At 45.4% G+C, this 17,893-nt stretch carries 14 protein-coding genes; 7 read left to right on the top strand and 7 right to left on the bottom strand.

Features of this window, described 5'->3' with window-relative positions:
* Window positions 1–2: 2 nt before the first annotated feature.
* From TRQ2_RS04585 to TRQ2_RS04570, 4 genes are read right to left on the bottom strand one after another with little or no spacing between them, the layout of a single operon-like run.
* Window positions 3–1,019, bottom strand: coding sequence for an ABC transporter ATP-binding protein (locus tag TRQ2_RS04585; RefSeq protein WP_012310804.1), 1,017 nt, complete (start codon window positions 1,017–1,019; stop codon window positions 3–5).
* On the bottom strand, window positions 1,016–2,011 hold the full coding sequence (locus TRQ2_RS04580; RefSeq protein WP_012310803.1) for an ABC transporter ATP-binding protein: 996 nt from the start codon (window positions 2,009–2,011) through the stop codon (window positions 1,016–1,018). Before TRQ2_RS04580 ends, TRQ2_RS04585 begins: the two co-directional genes overlap by 4 nt.
* A gap of 13 nt (window positions 2,012–2,024) precedes the next feature.
* A complete protein-coding gene (locus TRQ2_RS04575) occupies window positions 2,025–3,113 on the bottom strand; it encodes an ABC transporter permease (protein WP_012896099.1) in 1,089 nt (362 codons plus the stop codon).
* A gap of 28 nt (window positions 3,114–3,141) precedes the next feature.
* Window positions 3,142–4,128 carry an ABC transporter permease gene (locus TRQ2_RS04570; protein ID WP_004082548.1) on the bottom strand — a complete coding sequence of 329 codons (987 nt, stop codon included), beginning with the start codon at window positions 4,126–4,128 and terminating at the stop codon, window positions 3,142–3,144.
* 318 nt (window positions 4,129–4,446) lie between these two features.
* Here TRQ2_RS04570 and xynA point away from each other — a divergent pair, with 318 nt between their 5' ends.
* Window positions 4,447–7,626, top strand: coding sequence for an endo-1,4-beta-xylanase XynA (xynA, locus tag TRQ2_RS04565; protein ID WP_012310801.1), 3,180 nt, complete (start codon window positions 4,447–4,449; stop codon window positions 7,624–7,626).
* A 35-nt stretch (window positions 7,627–7,661) separates the two neighbouring features.
* Here xynA and TRQ2_RS04560 read toward each other — a convergent pair whose 3' ends face one another.
* Window positions 7,662–8,108, bottom strand: a complete 447-nt coding sequence (locus TRQ2_RS04560) for a hypothetical protein (protein WP_012310800.1) — start codon at window positions 8,106–8,108, stop codon at window positions 7,662–7,664.
* Window positions 8,109–8,119: 11 nt separating this feature from the next.
* The gene (gene uxaC / locus TRQ2_RS04555; protein ID WP_012310799.1) at window positions 8,120–9,475 is read right to left on the bottom strand and encodes a glucuronate isomerase; all 1,356 of its coding nucleotides are present in this window, start codon (window positions 9,473–9,475) and stop codon (window positions 8,120–8,122) included.
* Window positions 9,476–9,576: 101 nt separating this feature from the next.
* On the opposite strand from uxaC, the gene TRQ2_RS04550 reads away from it, so the two are divergent.
* From TRQ2_RS04550 to uxuA, 5 genes are all read left to right on the top strand, one after another.
* A complete protein-coding gene (locus TRQ2_RS04550) occupies window positions 9,577–10,317 on the top strand; it encodes an IclR family transcriptional regulator (protein ID WP_011943443.1) in 741 nt (246 codons plus the stop codon).
* A 69-nt stretch (window positions 10,318–10,386) separates the two neighbouring features.
* Entirely contained in the window at window positions 10,387–10,998 is a 612-nt protein-coding gene (locus tag TRQ2_RS04545) for a bifunctional 4-hydroxy-2-oxoglutarate aldolase/2-dehydro-3-deoxy-phosphogluconate aldolase (RefSeq protein ID WP_004082560.1), read from the top strand.
* The gene (locus TRQ2_RS04540; RefSeq protein ID WP_012310798.1) at window positions 10,995–12,014 is read left to right on the top strand and encodes a sugar kinase; all 1,020 of its coding nucleotides are present in this window, start codon (window positions 10,995–10,997) and stop codon (window positions 12,012–12,014) included. Before TRQ2_RS04545 ends, TRQ2_RS04540 begins: the two co-directional genes overlap by 4 nt.
* Before the next feature lie 12 nt (window positions 12,015–12,026).
* Window positions 12,027–13,646 carry a D-mannonate dehydrogenase UxuB gene (gene uxuB / locus TRQ2_RS04535; protein WP_012310797.1) on the top strand — a complete coding sequence of 540 codons (1,620 nt, stop codon included), beginning with the start codon at window positions 12,027–12,029 and terminating at the stop codon, window positions 13,644–13,646.
* A complete protein-coding gene (uxuA, locus tag TRQ2_RS04530; protein ID WP_011943439.1) occupies window positions 13,643–14,725 on the top strand; it encodes a mannonate dehydratase in 1,083 nt (360 codons plus the stop codon). The genes uxuB and uxuA overlap by 4 nt, the downstream gene beginning before the upstream one ends.
* A 21-nt stretch (window positions 14,726–14,746) precedes the next feature.
* Here the strand turns inward: uxuA and TRQ2_RS04525 are convergent, their stop codons facing one another.
* A complete protein-coding gene (locus tag TRQ2_RS04525) occupies window positions 14,747–15,790 on the bottom strand; it encodes an endo-1,4-beta-xylanase (RefSeq protein ID WP_012310796.1) in 1,044 nt (347 codons plus the stop codon).
* Window positions 15,791–16,009: 219 nt separating this feature from the next.
* On the opposite strand from TRQ2_RS04525, the gene TRQ2_RS04520 reads away from it, so the two are divergent.
* On the top strand, window positions 16,010–17,887 hold the full coding sequence (locus TRQ2_RS04520) for an ABC transporter substrate-binding protein (protein WP_012310795.1): 1,878 nt from the start codon (window positions 16,010–16,012) through the stop codon (window positions 17,885–17,887).
* The last annotated feature ends 6 nt before the right edge of the window (window positions 17,888–17,893 follow it).

Below are 17,893 nucleotides of genomic sequence, written 5' to 3'. Positions count from 1 at the left end.
CCTCACAAAGTGATTTTCACACCTCTCAATTTCAAACTTTCGGCGAAATGACAGGCCACGTAATGTGGATTGTCTTCCGTTCCAAGATTTCTGAACTCAGGATACTCTTCCTTACAGATACTTTTTGCATAAGGACATCTTGGGTGGAAGTAACATCCTGATGGTGGGTTTGCCGGGTTTGGAACCTCTCCTTCTATTGGAACGAGTTCTTCCCTCAGATCCGGATCAGGCTTTGGAACGGACCTCAAAAGCGTCTCCGTGTATGGATGCTTTGGATTTTCGAATATCTCCTCGGTGCTGGAAAGTTCCACAATCTTTCCTAAGTACATCACCGCAACTCTATCGGATATGTGTTCCACAACGCTCAGGTCGTGTGTGATAAAGAGATAGGTGAGGGCAAATTCTTCCTGAAGATCCATTAAAAGGTTGAGTATCTGTGCCCTTATGGAAACATCCAGTGCAGATGTCGGTTCATCACACACCACCAGTTTCGGTCTCAGGGCGATTGCCCTTGCTATAACGATTCTCTGCCTCTGTCCACCTGAGAAGGCATGCGGATACCTTATCATGTACTCTGGTCTCAATCCGACTGCTTTCAGAAGTTCTGCCACTCGATCTTCCAGTTCTTTTCCCTTCGCTATACCGTTCACCAGAAGTGGTTCACCAACGATCTCTTTGACCTTCATTCTTGGGTTGAGAGAGGTATAAGGATTCTGAAAGATCATCTGCATATACCTTCTGTAGGGTTTCAGTTCATCTCTGGAGAGCTTTGCTATGTTCACGTCTTTTCCATCCAGATGAAGAATAACATCTCCATCTGTGGGATCTATCGCTCTGAGGATACTCTTGGCTGTCGTTGTTTTTCCACACCCACTCTCTCCCACCAGTGCGAGAGTTTCACCCTGTTTTATATCGAAACTGATATCATCCACTGCTCTGACGTAACCTACCACCTTCTTGAAAAAACCCTTTGTCAGCGGGAAGTACTTTTTCAGTCCCTTCACTTCGAGTAGTTTCATTCTTTTTCCCCTCCATAAAGGAAGCACTTTACTTTGTGGCCGGGTTTTACCTCTACCTCGGGAGGTTCTTTCACATCACACAATCCTTTCATGAATTTCTCACATCTGTTGTGGAACCTGCAACCTGTTGGAAGATTGTACGGATCCGGTACCATGCCCTTTATGGTCTCGAGTCTCGTTTTCCTTATTCCAATCTTCGGAATGGATCTCAGCAGAGCCTGTGTGTAAGGATGGAGCGGATTCTTGAAGAGTTCGAAGACCTCCGCTGTCTCCACAATGTTTCCGAGGTACATCACAGCTACTCTGTCTGCCATCTGGGCCACGACTCCCATATCGTGCGTGATCAGAAGGATCGAAGAATGGTACTCCTTTTGAAGTTCCTTCATTAGATAAAGAATTTGTGCCTGTATAGTCACGTCCAGAGCAGTCGTGGGTTCATCCGCTAAAAGCAACGTGGGATTCAGAGACATAGCCATTGCGATCATACATCTTTGAAGCATTCCACCGGAGAGTTCAAAAGGATACATATCCACTACCTTCTCGGCGTTCGGAATCTTCACCTTTTTGAGCATCTCTACAACGCGCTTTCGTGCTTCTTCCTTTGAAATGTTCTCGTGAAGTAATATCGCTTCTACCATCTGCGCACCAACTGTGTACACAGGAGAAAAAGAGGCCATCGGTTCCTGAAAAATCATCGATATATCCTTCCCTCTTATATCCCTTATTTCTTCACCTTCAGGATCGAGTCTCGTGAGATCTAACGTTTTCCCATTTCTGTGAAACACAATCTCTCCATTAACTATTCGAGCGCTTTTTGGAAGGATCCTCAGTATGGACTGTGCCGTGACACTCTTGCCACAACCACTTTCACCAACGAGACCCAGTATTTCTCCCCTTCGAATATCGAACGAAACCCCATCAACCGCTTTTACTGTTCCTTCAGTGAGATCAAAATAAACTTTTAAATCTCTTATTTCGAGAACCTTTTCCATGACTCTCCTCCCTTCATGTCTTGTATGGGTCGGCGGCGTCTCTCAGACCATCACCGACGAAGTTGAAGCAAAGGACAGTGATGATCACAAAGAGACCAGGTATCAGAAGCCATGGATAGAGAGCGACAGTTCTTATGTTCTGTGCTTCCTGTAGAAGAACACCCCAGCTGATTGCTGGTGGTCTGAGTCCCAGTCCCAGAAAGCTGAGCCCAGTCTCACCGAGTATCATCCCGGGTATCGAAAGTGTGGCAGAAGCTATAAGGTGACTCGTCAGAGATGGAAGCATGTGTTTGAAAATGATTCTCCATTCCGAAGCTCCAGCAAGCCTTGCAGCTACAACAAAGTCTTCATCTTTGAGCGAGAGAAATTTACTTCTCACGACTCTCGCAAGCCCTGTCCAGCCTATCAATGAAAGGATCACGGTGATGGCAAAGTACACCTTTATCTGTGACCAGTACCTTGGAAGCGCCGCAGCCAGTGCCATCCAGAGAGGAATGGTTGGAATACTAATCAGAAACTCTATAGTTCTCTGAATGAAGTTATCGATTTTTCCTCCGTAGTATCCGGATATGCCCCCTATGATGATCCCAAGAACCATGCTGAGAAAGACTCCCACCAACCCTATTGTGGTGGAGATCCTGGCACCGTAAAGAATTCTGGAAAAGACATCTCTTCCGAGTCTGTCAGTTCCAAAAAGGAAGATAGTACCTTCTTCTACTCCAAAGAAATGAACGTCGGATTCCCACGTGTTCCAGAGTTTGTATTTGTCACCGTGAACAAAGAGCTTTATTTTATATATCTTCGTCTTATCTTCCTTATAGATTCTTCTGAACGTCTCCGGATCTCTTTCCATCTTGTATCCATAAACAAAGGGACCTATGAATTTTCCTTCGTGGAAGAAGTGAATCTTCTGTGGAGGAGCGTATACGTACCTTGCAAAGATCCTGTTTGGATCGTACGGTGAGAAAAATTCGCAGAAAATACCAAGAACGTAGAGTATTCCGAGAATCACCATTCCAATAACTGCGAGTTTGTTTTTCTTGAACCTCCACCACATCAACTTCCATTCTGAAGCAAGATACAGTTCTTCTGTTTTGTCCATCTTCTTCCTCTTCCACACACCTATCACCTCATTCGAATCTTATTCTGGGATCGAGCCAGGCAAGTAAGATGTCGGATATGAGAGTTCCTATGATCGTGAAGACACTCAATATCAAAACGAGACTCCCTGCGAGGTACATATCCTGGGAAGTGAGTGCGTCAAGAAGAAGCGTACCAACCGTGGGAAGGTTCAAAACGATACCCGTCACAACTGCACCTGAGACTATCTGAGGAAGTGCCCACCCAGCAGTGGAAGCAAAAGGAATGACGGCAACTCTCAACGGGTACTTCCAGACGAGTTCTCTCTCAGGTACTCCTCTTGCTCTCGCTGCAACCACATAAGGCTTGTTTATTTCATCGAGGAGATTCGCTCTCAAAACCCTTATGAGACCGGCCATGCTTCCCGTTCCCAGGACAACTACTGGAATCCAGATGTGCTTCAAGAGATCAACAAATTTGGCCCACGACCAGGGAGCACCGGCATATTCCGGAGAAAATAGTCCACCTAAACTAACACCGGTCGTTACAAACATGAACCACAAAAGAATCAGAGCGAGGAGGAAGTTAGGTGTAGCGAGTCCTATATAACCAAGCACGGTAAAAACATAATCACCGATAGAATACTGATGCGTTCCAGAATAAACACCTATTAAAAATCCGAAAACCCACGCGAAAGCCGTTGAAAGAACGGATATCAGTATTGTCCACCAGACCCTCTGATTCAACAAATCACTGACAGGTTTTTCCCACATGAAAGAGTATCCGAAGTCACCTTTCGTAATGATGTTGCCGATCCAGTAAAAGTATCGGACTATCACTGGTTTGTCCAGACCATACCTTTTCTTCAGAACTTCCAGAGCCGCCTGATCGATGGTCTCTCCACTCTGCCTGAGCGTCATAACATATGTGGTGAGATAGTCTCCTGGAGGAAGTTCGATGATGATGAAAGAGACAATAGAGATAACGAACAACAAAGGAATGGCGTAGAGAACTCGTTTTGCTATATAAGCGAGCACACAGTACACCTCCTCGAAAATTGTTTTCAAAATCAGAAGTTACAATAACAAGTTGCATCGTTTCTTCTTGGAATGAATTCTACACTATCACATCAAAAGAAATCAAGTGCCATTAACGGTGATTACACCACATTAACTGCGAATAGCAGAAATTATTGCAGAATATTTTCGTTTTTCTAATTTGAAAGTTCCTTTCACAATAATGGTATAATTTTTTATCGAAGAAGGTCAATTTTTTCTTTACAAAAAATAACTTTAGGATGATATAATTTCCCAAAAGAAGGTTGGTTAATTTTATGCAGGGAGGTGTGTGGATCTATGCGAGTCAGGAAGAGACGGGGTCTTCTGGATGTTTCAACCGCCGTACTGGTGGGGATTTTAGCGGGTTTTCTCGGTGTCGTACTGGCAGCATCGGGTGTTCTGAGTTTCGGGAAAGAAACCTCTTCTAAGGGAGATTCTTCTCTCGAAACAGTTCTTGCTTTGAGTTTTGAAGAAACAACAGAAGGTGTGGTCCCATTTGGAAAAGGCGTTGTTCTCACAGCTTCGAAGGATGTAGCAGCAGATGGCGCGTACTCTCTAAAGGTCGAGAACAGAGCCTCCCCATGGGATGGGGTAGAAATCGACCTGACCGGAAAGGTGAAATCCGGAGCAGATTACCTTCTTTCCTTCCAGGTCTATCAGTCTTCCGGTGCTCCACAATTGTTCAACGTAGTCGCGAGAACAGAAGATGAGAAGGGAGAGAGGTACGACGTCATACTCGACAAGGTTGTCGTATCAGATCACTGGAAAGAGATCTTAGTACCGTTCTCACCCACGTTCGAAGGCACACCCGCAAAATACTCTCTCATCATCGTAGCGTCTAAAAACACGAATTTCAATTTCTACCTTGACAAGGTTCAGGTACTCGTTCCAAAAGAATCGGGCCCAAAGGCCATCTATGAAACATCCTTTGAAAGCGGTGTTGGAGACTGGCAACCCAGAGGAGACGTGAACATCGAAGTCTCATCTGAAGTAGCACATTCAGGTAAGAGTTCACTCTTTATCTCCAACAGACAGAAGGGCTGGCAGGGTGCCCAGATCAACCTGAAAGGAATTCTGAAAACAGGAAAAACTTACGCCTTTGAAGCCTGGGTCTATCAGAACTCCGGTCAAGATCAAACGATCATCATGACGATGCAGAGAAAGTACTCATCCGACGCGAACACACAGTATGAGTGGATAAAATCAGCTACTGTACCATCTGGTCAGTGGGTACAGCTCTCTGGAACGTACACGATCCCGGCCGGAGTTACCGTGGAAGATCTCACGCTTTACTTCGAATCTCAAAATCCAACCCTTGAGTTCTACGTGGATGACGTGAAGATAGTGGATACAACTTCCGCAGAGATAAAGATTGAAATGGAACCTGAAAAAGAGATACCCGCTCTGAAAGAAGTACTGAAAGATTACTTCAGAGTCGGAGTTGCACTGCCGTCCAAGGTCTTCCTCAACCCGAAGGACATAGAACTCATCACGAAACACTTCAACAGCATCACCGCAGAAAACGAGATGAAACCAGAGAGCCTGCTCGCAGGCATCGAAAACGGTAAGTTGAAGTTCAGGTTTGAAACGGCAGACAAATACGTTCAGTTCGTTGAAGAAAACGGCATGGTCATAAGAGGTCACACTCTTGTGTGGCACAGCCAGACACCCGACTGGTTCTTCAAAGATGAAAACGGGAACCTCCTCTCCAAAGAAGCGATGACGGAAAGACTCAAAGAGTACATCTACACCGTTGTCGGACACTTCAAAGGAAAAGTCTACGCATGGGACGTGGTGAACGAAGCAGTTGATCCGAACCAGCCGGATGGACTGAGAAGATCCACCTGGTACCAGATCATGGGGCCTGACTACATAGAACTCGCCTTCAAGTTCGCAAGAGAAGCAGATCCAGATGCAAAACTCTTCTACAACGACTACAACACATTCGAGCCCAGAAAGAGAGACATCATCTACAACCTCGTGAAAGATCTCAAAGAGAAGGGACTCATCGATGGGATAGGGATGCAGTGTCACATCAGTCTTGCAACAGACATCAAACAGATCGAAGAGGCCATCAAAAAGTTCAGCACCATACCCGGTATAGAAATTCACATCACAGAACTCGATATGAGTGTCTACAGAGATTCCAGTTCCAACTACCCAGAGGCACCGAGGACGGCACTCATCGAACAGGCTCACAAAATGATGCAGCTCTTTGAGATCTTCAAGAAGTACAGCAACGTGATCACGAACGTCACATTCTGGGGTCTCAAGGACGATTACTCCTGGAGAGCAACAAGAAGAAACGACTGGCCGCTCATCTTCGACAAAGATCACCAGGCGAAACTCGCTTACTGGGCGATAGTGGCACCTGAGGTCCTTCCACCACTTCCAAAAGAAAGCAGGATCTCCGAAGGCGAAGCAGTGGTAGTGGGGATGATGGACGACTCGTACCTGATGTCGAAGCCGATAGAGATCCTTGACGAAGAAGGGAACGTGAAGGCAACGATCAGGGCAGTGTGGAAAGACAGCACGATCTACATCTACGGAGAGGTACAGGACAAGACAAAGAAACCAGCAGAAGACGGAGTGGCCATATTCATCAACCCGAACAACGAAAGAACACCCTATCTGCAGCCTGATGATACCTACGTTGTGCTGTGGACGAACTGGAAGACGGAGGTCAACAGAGAAGACGTACAGGTGAAGAAATTCGTTGGGCCTGGCTTTAGAAGATACAGCTTCGAGATGTCGATCACGATACCGGGTGTGGAGTTCAAGAAAGACAGCTACATAGGATTTGACGTTGCGGTGATAGACGACGGGAAGTGGTACAGCTGGAGCGACACGACGAACAGCCAGAAGACGAACACGATGAACTACGGAACGCTGAAGCTCGAAGGAATAATGGTAGCGACAGCAAAATACGGAACACCGGTCATCGATGGAGAGATCGATGAGATCTGGAACACGACAGAGGAGATAGAGACGAAAGCGGTGGCTATGGGATCGCTTGACAAGAATGCGACAGCGAAAGTGAGGGTGCTGTGGGACGAGAACTACCTGTACGTACTTGCGATCGTGAAAGATCCCGTTCTGAACAAAGACAACAGCAACCCGTGGGAGCAGGATTCCGTGGAGATCTTCGTGGATGAGAACAACCACAAGACAGGATACTACGAAGACGACGACGCGCAGTTCAGGGTGAACTACATGAACGAGCAGACCTTTGGAACGGGAGGAAGTCCAGCGAGGTTCAAGACAGCGGTGAAGCTGATCGAAGGAGGATACATAGTTGAGGCAGCGATCAAGTGGAAGACGATCAAGCCAACACCGAACACAGTGATAGGATTCAACATCCAGGTGAACGATGCGAACGAGAAAGGGCAGAGGGTCGGTATCATCTCCTGGAGCGATCCCACAAACAACAGCTGGCAAGATCCTTCAAAGTTCGGAAATCTGAGATTGGTGAAGTGATGGATTAACCCCCCGCACGAGCGGGGGGTTATTCTTCATACACTGTGTAGATACTCATTTTTCAAATATCTGGAGGAAACGAAAATAAGAAGAGATCCACCGATGAGTTTCAGGAGGTAGATGATGATTTCCGGTAATCCCAACTTATAACCGACCGAGAAGAAAAATGGAGCCTGAAACCCTGCCCAAACAAACATGAGGATTCCTGAAACTGTGAGAACCGCCCTTAGAAGATCCTTCATACTATTTTCTGCCCTTTTTCTGAAGTAACCCTCGTTGAACATAAAAAATCCAAGGAACGCGATGCCCAAAACTATCACAACGAATTTGTCTACAGCGTTTATGGTTTGTAAACGAGCACTTGTGAGTCCAAGCAAGGTGAAGAAGAATCTTCTACCTTCTATGAATATCACGTAAAATCCAAGAACACTCGTCACTGCAAGAAAGAGATAGGCCAAAACGTAATTGAAAATTTTTTTCATAATTTCCCCCCTCATCTAAAGAAGAGAGACTTCGGGCCATCGTAACTAACGTGCTTCACGAGTTCTCTTGCTTCCTTAATAGGAATCTGCCCTTTTTCAACCATCTCTCCCACCACATTCGAAAGAACCCTCCTGAACATCTCTGTTCTGGAACCGAAGGAGAGAAGTTTTCTGGAATCTGTGACCATTCCCGCAAGGTTGTACAGAAGATCGACTGAAGCGAGGTATTTCAGGTGCATCTCCATACCGAATGGACTGTCGTTGAACCACCATGGAGCACCGACATAAACATTCGGGAAAGCACGTGCAATGGTGGCTATCGTTGGAAGATGCGTGGGATCGAGTACATAGAGAACGATCTTGAGCTTTCCGTCGAACTCGTTCAGAAAGTACCTCAGCCCTTCTGCAATTCTCAGAAAGTTCGTCGAAATATCTCCTCCTGAGTCCGGTCCGAGTGTTTTGAAAAGACTGTCTCTGTAGTCCCTCAAAGCACCGATGTGAAGCTGTGTCACCCAGTTCGTTTCCTGGTTCATTTTCCCAAACTGAATCATCATGAAAGCCTTGTAATCGTTTATTTCATCCTGAGTGAGTTTCTCCCCACTGAAGGCTTTTTCATGAACTGCCCTTGCTCTGTTTTCGTCCACATAATACACCGATGGCTCCAGGAGAGCATGGTCACTCGCCACACAACCATGCTCTTTGAAATGTTCGTGGGATTTCCAGAGCGCACTCAGGAAACCCTCCAGCGTGGAGGTATCTTCACCGTAACGCTCCCCCATCTTCTCCACGTACTCTTTCCATCCCTCTTTGTCCACGTTCATTGCTCTGTCCGGCCTCCAGGTGGGAAGGATGGTAACACCTTCCACCACTTCTTTTGCCTTCCTGTGATGTTCCAGAGTGGAAACAGGATCATCTGTCGTGCAAAGGATCTCCACCTTCATGTCTCTGAGAAGTTTCTGAGGTGTCATCTCAGGAAGCTTCTTTTTCGTTTCTTCCCATATCTCTTCTGCCGTCTCTTCTGAAATTACCTTCTTTATGTTGAACCTTCTCCAGAGATCAAGGTGTATCCACTCGTAGGTTGGATTCCCCACAAATCTTGGAAACACCTTTGCGAGTGCAAGCCACTTCTCTTTGTTACTTCTCGACCCGGTTATGTACTCTTCTGAAATACCACAGCGTCTCATGAGTTCCCACACATAATGATCTGTTGCACCCTCTACCTCCCAGATATCGCTCCAGGGTTTGTTCTCAACGATGTCTTTCGCATCCAGATGGTTGTGTGGATCCACAATGGGAAGATCCTTGACCTCATTGAACAATCGCACAGCTGCTCTGTTTGTCAGAAGGTAATCCTCTCCAAGAAACATACATCCACCTCCATTTGAAAATGGTTTTCTCAAAAAGAAAATCTTCATGGTATTATTATAATTGATTGTAGACAAAGAAGAAAATCAGGGAGGCAGATAATTTGAATACCCTCAAAAAAGCCTTTGAAATACTGGATTTCATCGTAAAGAATCCTGGCGATGTAAGTGTTTCTGAAATAGCCGAAAAGTTCAATATGAGCGTTTCAAACGCATACAAATACATGATCGTTCTCGAAGAGAAAGGGTTTGTTCTCAGAAAAAAAGACAAGAGATACGTACCGGGGTACAAATTGATAGAGTACGGTTCATTCGTTCTGAGGCGCTTCAACATTAGGGATATAGCTCACGACCATCTCGTGGATATCATGAAAAGAACGGGGGAAACAGTACACCTGATTTTGAAAGATGGCTTCGAGGGAGTTTACATAGACAAGGTGGAGGGTGAGCAGAGCATTCCTATGGTCTCAAGACTTGGTATGAAAGTCGACCTTTACTCCACAGCCTCTGGTAAATCCATTCTCGCCTTCGTTCCCGAAAAAGAATTGAAGGAATACCTGAAAATTGTGGAACTAAAACCAAAAACCCCAAACACCATCACGAATCCCAGAGTACTGAAGAGAGAGCTTGAAAAAATTAGAAAGCGAGGATACGCCGTAGACAACGAAGAAAACGAAATAGGTATCATGTGTGTGGGAGTTCCTATATTTGATCACAACGGATATCCGGTGGCTGGAGTGAGTATTTCCGGGGTTGCACGAAAGTTCACAGAGGAAAAAATAGAAGAATACTCCGATGTACTCAAAGAAAAGGCAGAAGAAATATCCAGAAAACTTGGATATTGAAATCCGTAGATCTATGATTTTTGGTTTTTTCGAAACATTATTAAACATCACATATCAGGAGGGATGAAGATGGAAGAGCTCTTCAAAAAACACAAGATTGTAGCCGTGCTGAGGGCAAACAGCGTGGAAGAAGCGAAAGAAAAGGCGTTGGCTGTTTTTGAAGGAGGAGTTCACCTCATCGAAATCACCTTCACTGTTCCAGACGCTGACACAGTCATCAAAGAACTCTCGTTCCTCAAGGAAAAAGGTGCCATAATAGGTGCAGGTACAGTGACGAGTGTCGAACAGTGCAGAAAAGCTGTAGAAAGTGGAGCAGAGTTCATCGTCAGTCCACACCTTGACGAGGAAATCTCTCAATTCTGCAAAGAAAAAGGTGTCTTCTACATGCCCGGTGTGATGACACCCACCGAACTTGTAAAAGCCATGAAACTCGGTCACACGATTTTGAAACTCTTCCCTGGAGAAGTGGTGGGACCTCAGTTTGTAAAAGCGATGAAAGGACCGTTCCCCAATGTGAAATTCGTGCCCACTGGAGGCGTGAATCTGGACAACGTGTGTGAGTGGTTCAAAGCCGGAGTCCTCGCTGTTGGTGTTGGAAGTGCTCTTGTGAAAGGAACACCAGACGAGGTGAGAGAAAAAGCAAAAGCGTTCGTAGAAAAGATCAGGGGGTGCACAGAATGAAGGTGGTAACTTTTGGAGAGATCATGTTGAGACTCTCACCACCAGATCATAAGAGGATCTTCCAGACAGACAGCTTCGACGTCACCTACGGCGGAGCAGAAGCGAACGTAGCGGCTTTTCTTGCTCAGATGGGACTCGATGCGTACTTTGTGACAAAACTACCAAACAACCCGCTGGGGGACGCTGCAGCAGGACATCTCAGAAAGTTCGGTGTGAAGACAGACTACATAGCAAGAGGTGGAAATCGAATAGGTATTTACTTCCTCGAAATAGGGGCTTCTCAGAGACCGAGTAAAGTTGTCTACGACAGAGCACACTCTGCCATTTCTGAGGCAAAAAGGGAAGACTTCGACTGGGAGAAAATTTTGGATGGTGCCAGATGGTTCCACTTCTCAGGAATTACTCCTCCCCTTGGAAAAGAACTTCCTTTCATCCTTGAAGACGCCTTGAAAGTCGCCAGAGAAAAAGGTGTGACGGTGAGCTGTGATCTCAACTACAGAGCAAGACTCTGGACAAAAGAAGAGGCACAGAAGGTGATGATTCCATTCATGGAATACGTGGATGTTCTGATTGCAAACGAAGAAGACATAGAAAAAGTCCTTGGTATCTCGGTTGAAGGTCTCGATCTTAAGACAGGAAAACTGAACAGAGAATCGTACGCGAAGATAGCAGAAGAAGTCACCAGGAAATACAACTTCAAGACGGTTGGTATCACTCTCAGAGAAAGCATATCCGCAACTGTGAATTACTGGTCTGTCATGGTTTTTGAAAATGGTCAGCCCCATTTCTCAAACAGATATGAAATACATATCGTGGACAGAGTGGGAGCCGGAGACAGCTTTGCAGGAGCTCTCATCTACGGAAGTTTGATGGGATTTGACTCGCAGAAAAAGGCCGAATTTGCGGCAGCCGCTTCCTGTCTCAAGCACACAATACCCGGGGATTTTGCGGTGCTCAGCATAGAAGAAATAGAGAAACTCGCGTCCGGTGCTACCTCCGGTCGAGTGGAAAGATAAGGAGGTGAAAACGTGCGTCTCAACAGGGAAACGATAAAAGATAGAGCAGCTTGGGAAAAGATAGGTGTCAGGCCTCCGTATTTCGATCTCGACGAAGTAGAGAAAAATACAAAAGAACAACCGAAATGGGTTCATTTCGGTGGTGGAAACATATTCAGGGGATTCGTTGCGGCAGTGCTTCAGAATCTCCTCGAAGAGGGAAAGGAAGATACCGGAATCAATGTGATAGAGCTTTTCGACTACGAAGTCATAGACAAAGTCTACAAACCGTACGACAATTTATCGATAGCGGTCACAATAAAACCCGACGGAGATTTTGAAAAGAGAATCATAGCGAGCGTGATGGAAGCCCTCAAAGGAGATCCTTTGCATCCAGACTGGGAAAGAGCAAAAGAAATCTTCAGAAATCCTTCTCTTCAGCTCGCTTCTCTCACCATCACAGAAAAAGGCTACAACATAGAAGATCAGGCCGGGAACCTCTTTCCTCAGGTGATGGAGGACATGAAAAACGGTCCTGTCTCACCCCAAACATCGATGGGAAAAGTGGCTGCACTTCTTTACGAAAGATTCAAAGCAGGAAGACTTCCTATCGCTCTTCTCAGCCTCGATAATTTCTCAAGAAATGGCGAAAAACTCTACAGCTCTGTGAAAAGAATTTCCGAGGAGTGGGTTAAAAACGGTCTGGTGGAAAAAGATTTTATTGATTATCTGGAAAAAGACGTTGCTTTCCCATGGAGTATGATAGACAAGATTGTACCGGGTCCTTCAGAATTCATAAAAGAGCACTTAGAAAAACTTGGAATAGAGGGAATGGAAATCTTTGTTACTTCCAAGAGGACCCACATCGCTCCTTTCGTAAACATGGAATGGGCTCAGTATCTGGTGATAGAAGACAGCTTTCCGAACGGCCGGCCAAAACTCGAAGGAGCAGATAGGAACGTTTTTCTGACAGACAGAGAAACTGTTGAGAAGGCAGAAAGAATGAAGGTGACAACCTGTCTCAATCCTCTTCACACAGCGCTGGCCATCTTCGGTTGCCTTCTGGGATACAAAAAGATCGCAGACGAAATGAAAGACCCCCTCCTGAAAAAACTTGTAGAAGGTGTGGGAGAAGAGGGAATAAAAGTTGTGGTAGATCCCGGCATCATAAATCCAAGAGAATTCTTGAACGAAGTGATAAACATCAGACTTCCCAATCCATATCTGCCAGACACACCGCAGAGAATAGCAACGGATACCTCTCAAAAGATGCCTATCAGGTTCGGCGAAACTATAAAGGCATACCACGAAAGACCAGATCTGGATCCAAGGAATCTGAAATACATACCACTTGTGATAGCGGGATGGTGCAGATACCTCATGGGAATAGACGATGAAGGAAAAGAAATGCAGCTCAGTCCAGATCCCCTTCTTGAGAACCTGAGGTCTTACGTTTCAAAGATAAAATTCGGCGATCCCGAATCCACGGATGATCATCTGAAACCAATCCTTTCCAGCCAGCAGCTTTTCAGAGTGAACCTGTACGAAGTAGGACTTGGAGAAAAAATAGAAGAACTGTTCAAGAAAATGATCACAGGGCCACGAGCTGTGAGGAAAACACTCGAAGAAGTCGTTGGGAGGGAAAATGAATGAAGCTTGTCTTCAGATGGTATGGTGAAAAACACGATACCGTGACACTGGAACAAATACGTCAGATCCCAGGAGTAGAAGGAGTCGTAGGGGCTTTGTTTGACATACCTGTGGGAGAAGTCTGGCCACTTGAGGAAATAATGAAGCTGAAAGAAACCGTTGAAAAAGCGGGATTGAAACTCGAAGTTATCGAGAGTGTGAACGTCCACGAAGACATAAAACTGGGTCTTCCCACAAGGGACAGGTATATAGAGAACTACAAGGAAACGATCAGAAACCTGGCAAAGGCCGGTGTGAAGGTAGTCTGCTACAACTTCATGCCCGTATTCGACTGGATGAGAACGGATCTACACAAAAAACTCCCGGATGGTTCTGAAACGATGGAGTACGATCACCGTCTCATCGAAGGGGTAACACCAGACGAACTCATAAAACGAGTGAAAGAGGGCTCTCAGGGTTTCGTCCTCCCAGGATGGGAATGGGACAGACTGGAGAAACTGAGAGAAACCTTCGAACTCTACAAGAACGTAGATGAAGAAAAACTCTTCGAAAACCTGGTTTATTTTCTCGAAAGAGTTATCCCCGTTTGTGAAGAATGCGATGTGAAACTCGCAATACACCCGGATGATCCACCATGGAGTATTTTTGGCCTGCCAAGGATTATAACAAACAAGGAAAACATAGAGAGAATGTTGAAAGCTGTTGACAGCCCCTACAACGGAATAACGTTCTGCATGGGATCACTCGGAGCAAATCCTGAGAACAACATACCTGAGATGATCAGATATTTCGGAAAAATGGGAAGAATTCATTTTGCACACGTGAGAAACCTGAAGTTCACCGGTGAGAAGAGTTTCTACGAAACTGCACATCCTTCCTTCTGCGGTTCTCACGATCTCTTTGAAGTGATGAAAGCGTTCCATGACATAGGCTACGAAGGGTACATACGTCCTGATCATGGAAGGCTGATCTGGGGTGAAAAGGCACGTCCCGGCTATGGACTCTACGACAGGGCACTCGGAGCAACCTACATTCTCGGTCTCTGGGAAGCTATCGACAAAATGAAAAAGAGATACTGCTGAAAATAAGGGGGCATCGCCCCCTCATTTTCTTTCTTCTATCTTTTTCTCCAGCACCTCTTTTATCGCGTAATAACAAGGCTTGGGATTGTAATTCTCGTCGAATAGCAACGCTTTTCCGTACCCTTTGAAAAAGCCGGGAACCCAGGAGTATTTGTCTGTGAATCCCCAAAACTGGATCGCTTTAACTGCAGGGTTGTCCAAGCATATATCGAAGATCTTCGCACAAACTTCAGCCTGTTTTTTCAAATAATACTCCTCCGAACCACTGAGAGGAATTCTCACATCCATCTCTGTGATGTATATTTGAAGACCGAGTTTCGCAAATCTCTCCAAATTCCTTCTGAAACTGTCATAATTGAGCCCTCTGTAGTCTATGTGCATCTGAAATCCTATTCCATCTACAGGTACTCCCTTTTCTTTCAGCTCTTTTATCATGTTGTAGACGAAGTTCGATTTTGCGTTGATTTCTTCTATGCTGTAGTCGTTGTAGATGAGAATCGCATCTGGATCGGCTTCTTTTGCCCATCTGAACGCTTTTTCAATGTATTCAGGACCGATCGTCTTGTACCAGATACTTTCTCTGTATGTTCCAGAGTCGCTCACCGCTTCGTTCACCACATCCCAGATCTTCACTCTACCTTTGAAATGAGACACCACCGTTTTTATGTGGTCTTCAAGAACGTTCAAAAGTTCTTCCTTTGTCCATTCCCTACCAGTGATCCATCCAGGAAGCTGGTTGTGCCAGACAAGAGTGTGCCCATGCACGATCATGTTGTTTTCTTCTGCAAACTCAACGTGTTTTTCAGCGGGAGTGAAATTGTATCTGTCTCTTTCTGGATGGATCGTATCCCACTTCATCTGGTTCTCGGGAGTCAGGATGTTGAATTCTCTTCTTGCAACTTCCATGTACTTTTCTGCGTCGGAAAGAGACCAAAAGTTGTTGATTGCGGCAAAACCGACATAGATGTTCAGCTTTTCTGCGAGCTCTCTCAGAGATACATTTTGAGAGCTGAAAACCGGAACACATCCCAACAAAAGGATCAGCACAGAAGGTAATATTTTCATAACATGAAACCTCCTTCCCTATGATTTAACGAAAATATGATACCAGAAAGGAAAAAAGAGAAAAAAGAAGAAAAACGACAATATTTTGAAATAATCCTCTACAAACGCGAATAACCTCCATTATCACGAAAAAACGTACCTTGATTTTCTCGGAGATTTACATTAAAATATTTCCCGAAAGGAAAAAATATAACATACAATCAAGGGAGGTGAGTTTTCATGAAGAAGTTTCTTGTAGTTTTGTTCGTCGTTTCCATGTTCAGTCTGTTCTTTGCACAGCTTCCACCCAATATTCCGAGAAATGAGACTTTCATAGCACAGGTTTTGACCGGAAGAGCAGCCAACCCCACCAACTTCAACGTGTGGACAGGATGGGTTTGGCAAGACAGGGGTGTTCAGAACCTGCTTCTGGAACCGCTCTGGTACGTGGATTTCGCAACTGGAGAGATCATAAACGCACTTGCCGAATCTCTCCCGACCTACAATTCTGACTTCACAGAACTCACCATCAAATTCAGAAAAGGTGTATACTGGAGCGACGGAGAGCCGTTCACAGCAGATGACATTGTGTTCACAATCGAAACAATCATGAGCACTCCAGCGTTCGGATACCATCAGGAACTGGTCAACGAAGTTGAAAGCGTCGAGAAATTGGACGACTACACCGTGAAAATAAAACTCAAGAGACCAAATGCCAGATTCCACGGCTACTTCATCGACAGATGGGGCGGAATAAGACCTATGCCAAAACACGTTTTTGAGAAAGTAGAAGATCCCGTTAACTTTGAATTCAATCCACCCGTTGGAACTGGTCCATACGTGCTCCATTCTGTCGATCCAGGAGGATACTGGACACTCTGGCAGAGAAGAGAAGACTGGGACAGAACACCGACTGGTATGCTCTTTGGAATGCCACAGCCCAAGTACGTACTCTTCATAGATTACGGTTCCCCGGAAAAACAGGTACTTGCTATGGCACAGCATCAGCTTGACGAAGCAATCCTCACGATAGAAGCGCTCAAAGCGGTTCTCAGCAGAGTCAAAACAGCCAGAGCCTGGAGGAAAAACTTCCCGTGGACTGTAAACAACGATCCGTGTGTGACGGGATTTGTCTTCAACACGGCGAAAGAACCATTCAACAACATCGAAGTAAGATGGGCTCTCACACTCGCAATTGATATTGTTGAATACGCTGCCAACGCTTTCGATGGTGCCGTAACACTTTCGCCTATCCACATACCACTTTCAACCGCATACTACAACTGGTATTTCACAAGACTTGAAGACTGGCTCAAAAATTACGAAATCGATCTTGGAAACGGAGAGAAATTCAAGCCATACGATCCAGAAGCAGGCCTTAGGTTAGCAGAATATGCAAAGAAGAGAGGCTATTCTGTACCTGATAATCCTGAAATAATTAAGAGAACTTTCGGACCTGGTTGGTGGAAGTATGCCCCCGATGTTGCAACAAAACTTCTGGAAAAGAACGGATTCTACAGAGATAAGAATGGAAAATGGCATCTGCCGAATGGAGATCTGTGGCAGATAACGATAATTGCCCCCACCAATCCATCTGATCCTGCTTACAGAAACGCATTTGCTCTCTCCCAGGCGTGGAAGAAATTCGGAATAGATGCGGTCGTTCAGACTTCCGAAAATGCAAACTCGTTTGGTTCGGAGGGTAACTTCGATGTTCACACCGCATGGCCAGCCGCAGAACCTTGGGGTGGTCATCCAGACCTTTACAGAACACTTTATCCATTCCATTCTGAGTACGTTGTTCCAATAGGTGAAAATGCACCATGGGGTAATTACTGCAGATGGTCTGATCCAAGGCTTGACAAAATAATCGAAGAGCTTAAGAACACACCATGGGGTAACACTCAAAAACTCATAGAACTCGGCACCGAAGCTCTTAAGATAATCGTTGAAGGACTTCCAAGTGTTCCGACATTCAACTATCCTGGTGTTATCGCATGGGATGAATACTACTGGACGAATTATCCTGGAGCAGAAAATCCATACTCGCAGCCCTATCAGCACTGGCCGAACTTCAAGTACATGCTTCCGTTCTTGAAACCTACCGGTAGAAAATAATGATGT

The sequence above is a fragment of the Thermotoga sp. RQ2 genome (assembly GCF_000019625.1).
Taxonomy (GTDB): Bacteria; Thermotogota; Thermotogae; order Thermotogales; family Thermotogaceae; genus Thermotoga; species Thermotoga maritima.
Note: the sequence above shows the minus strand (reverse complement) of the source record. Positions and strands in the feature narration are given on the sequence as shown.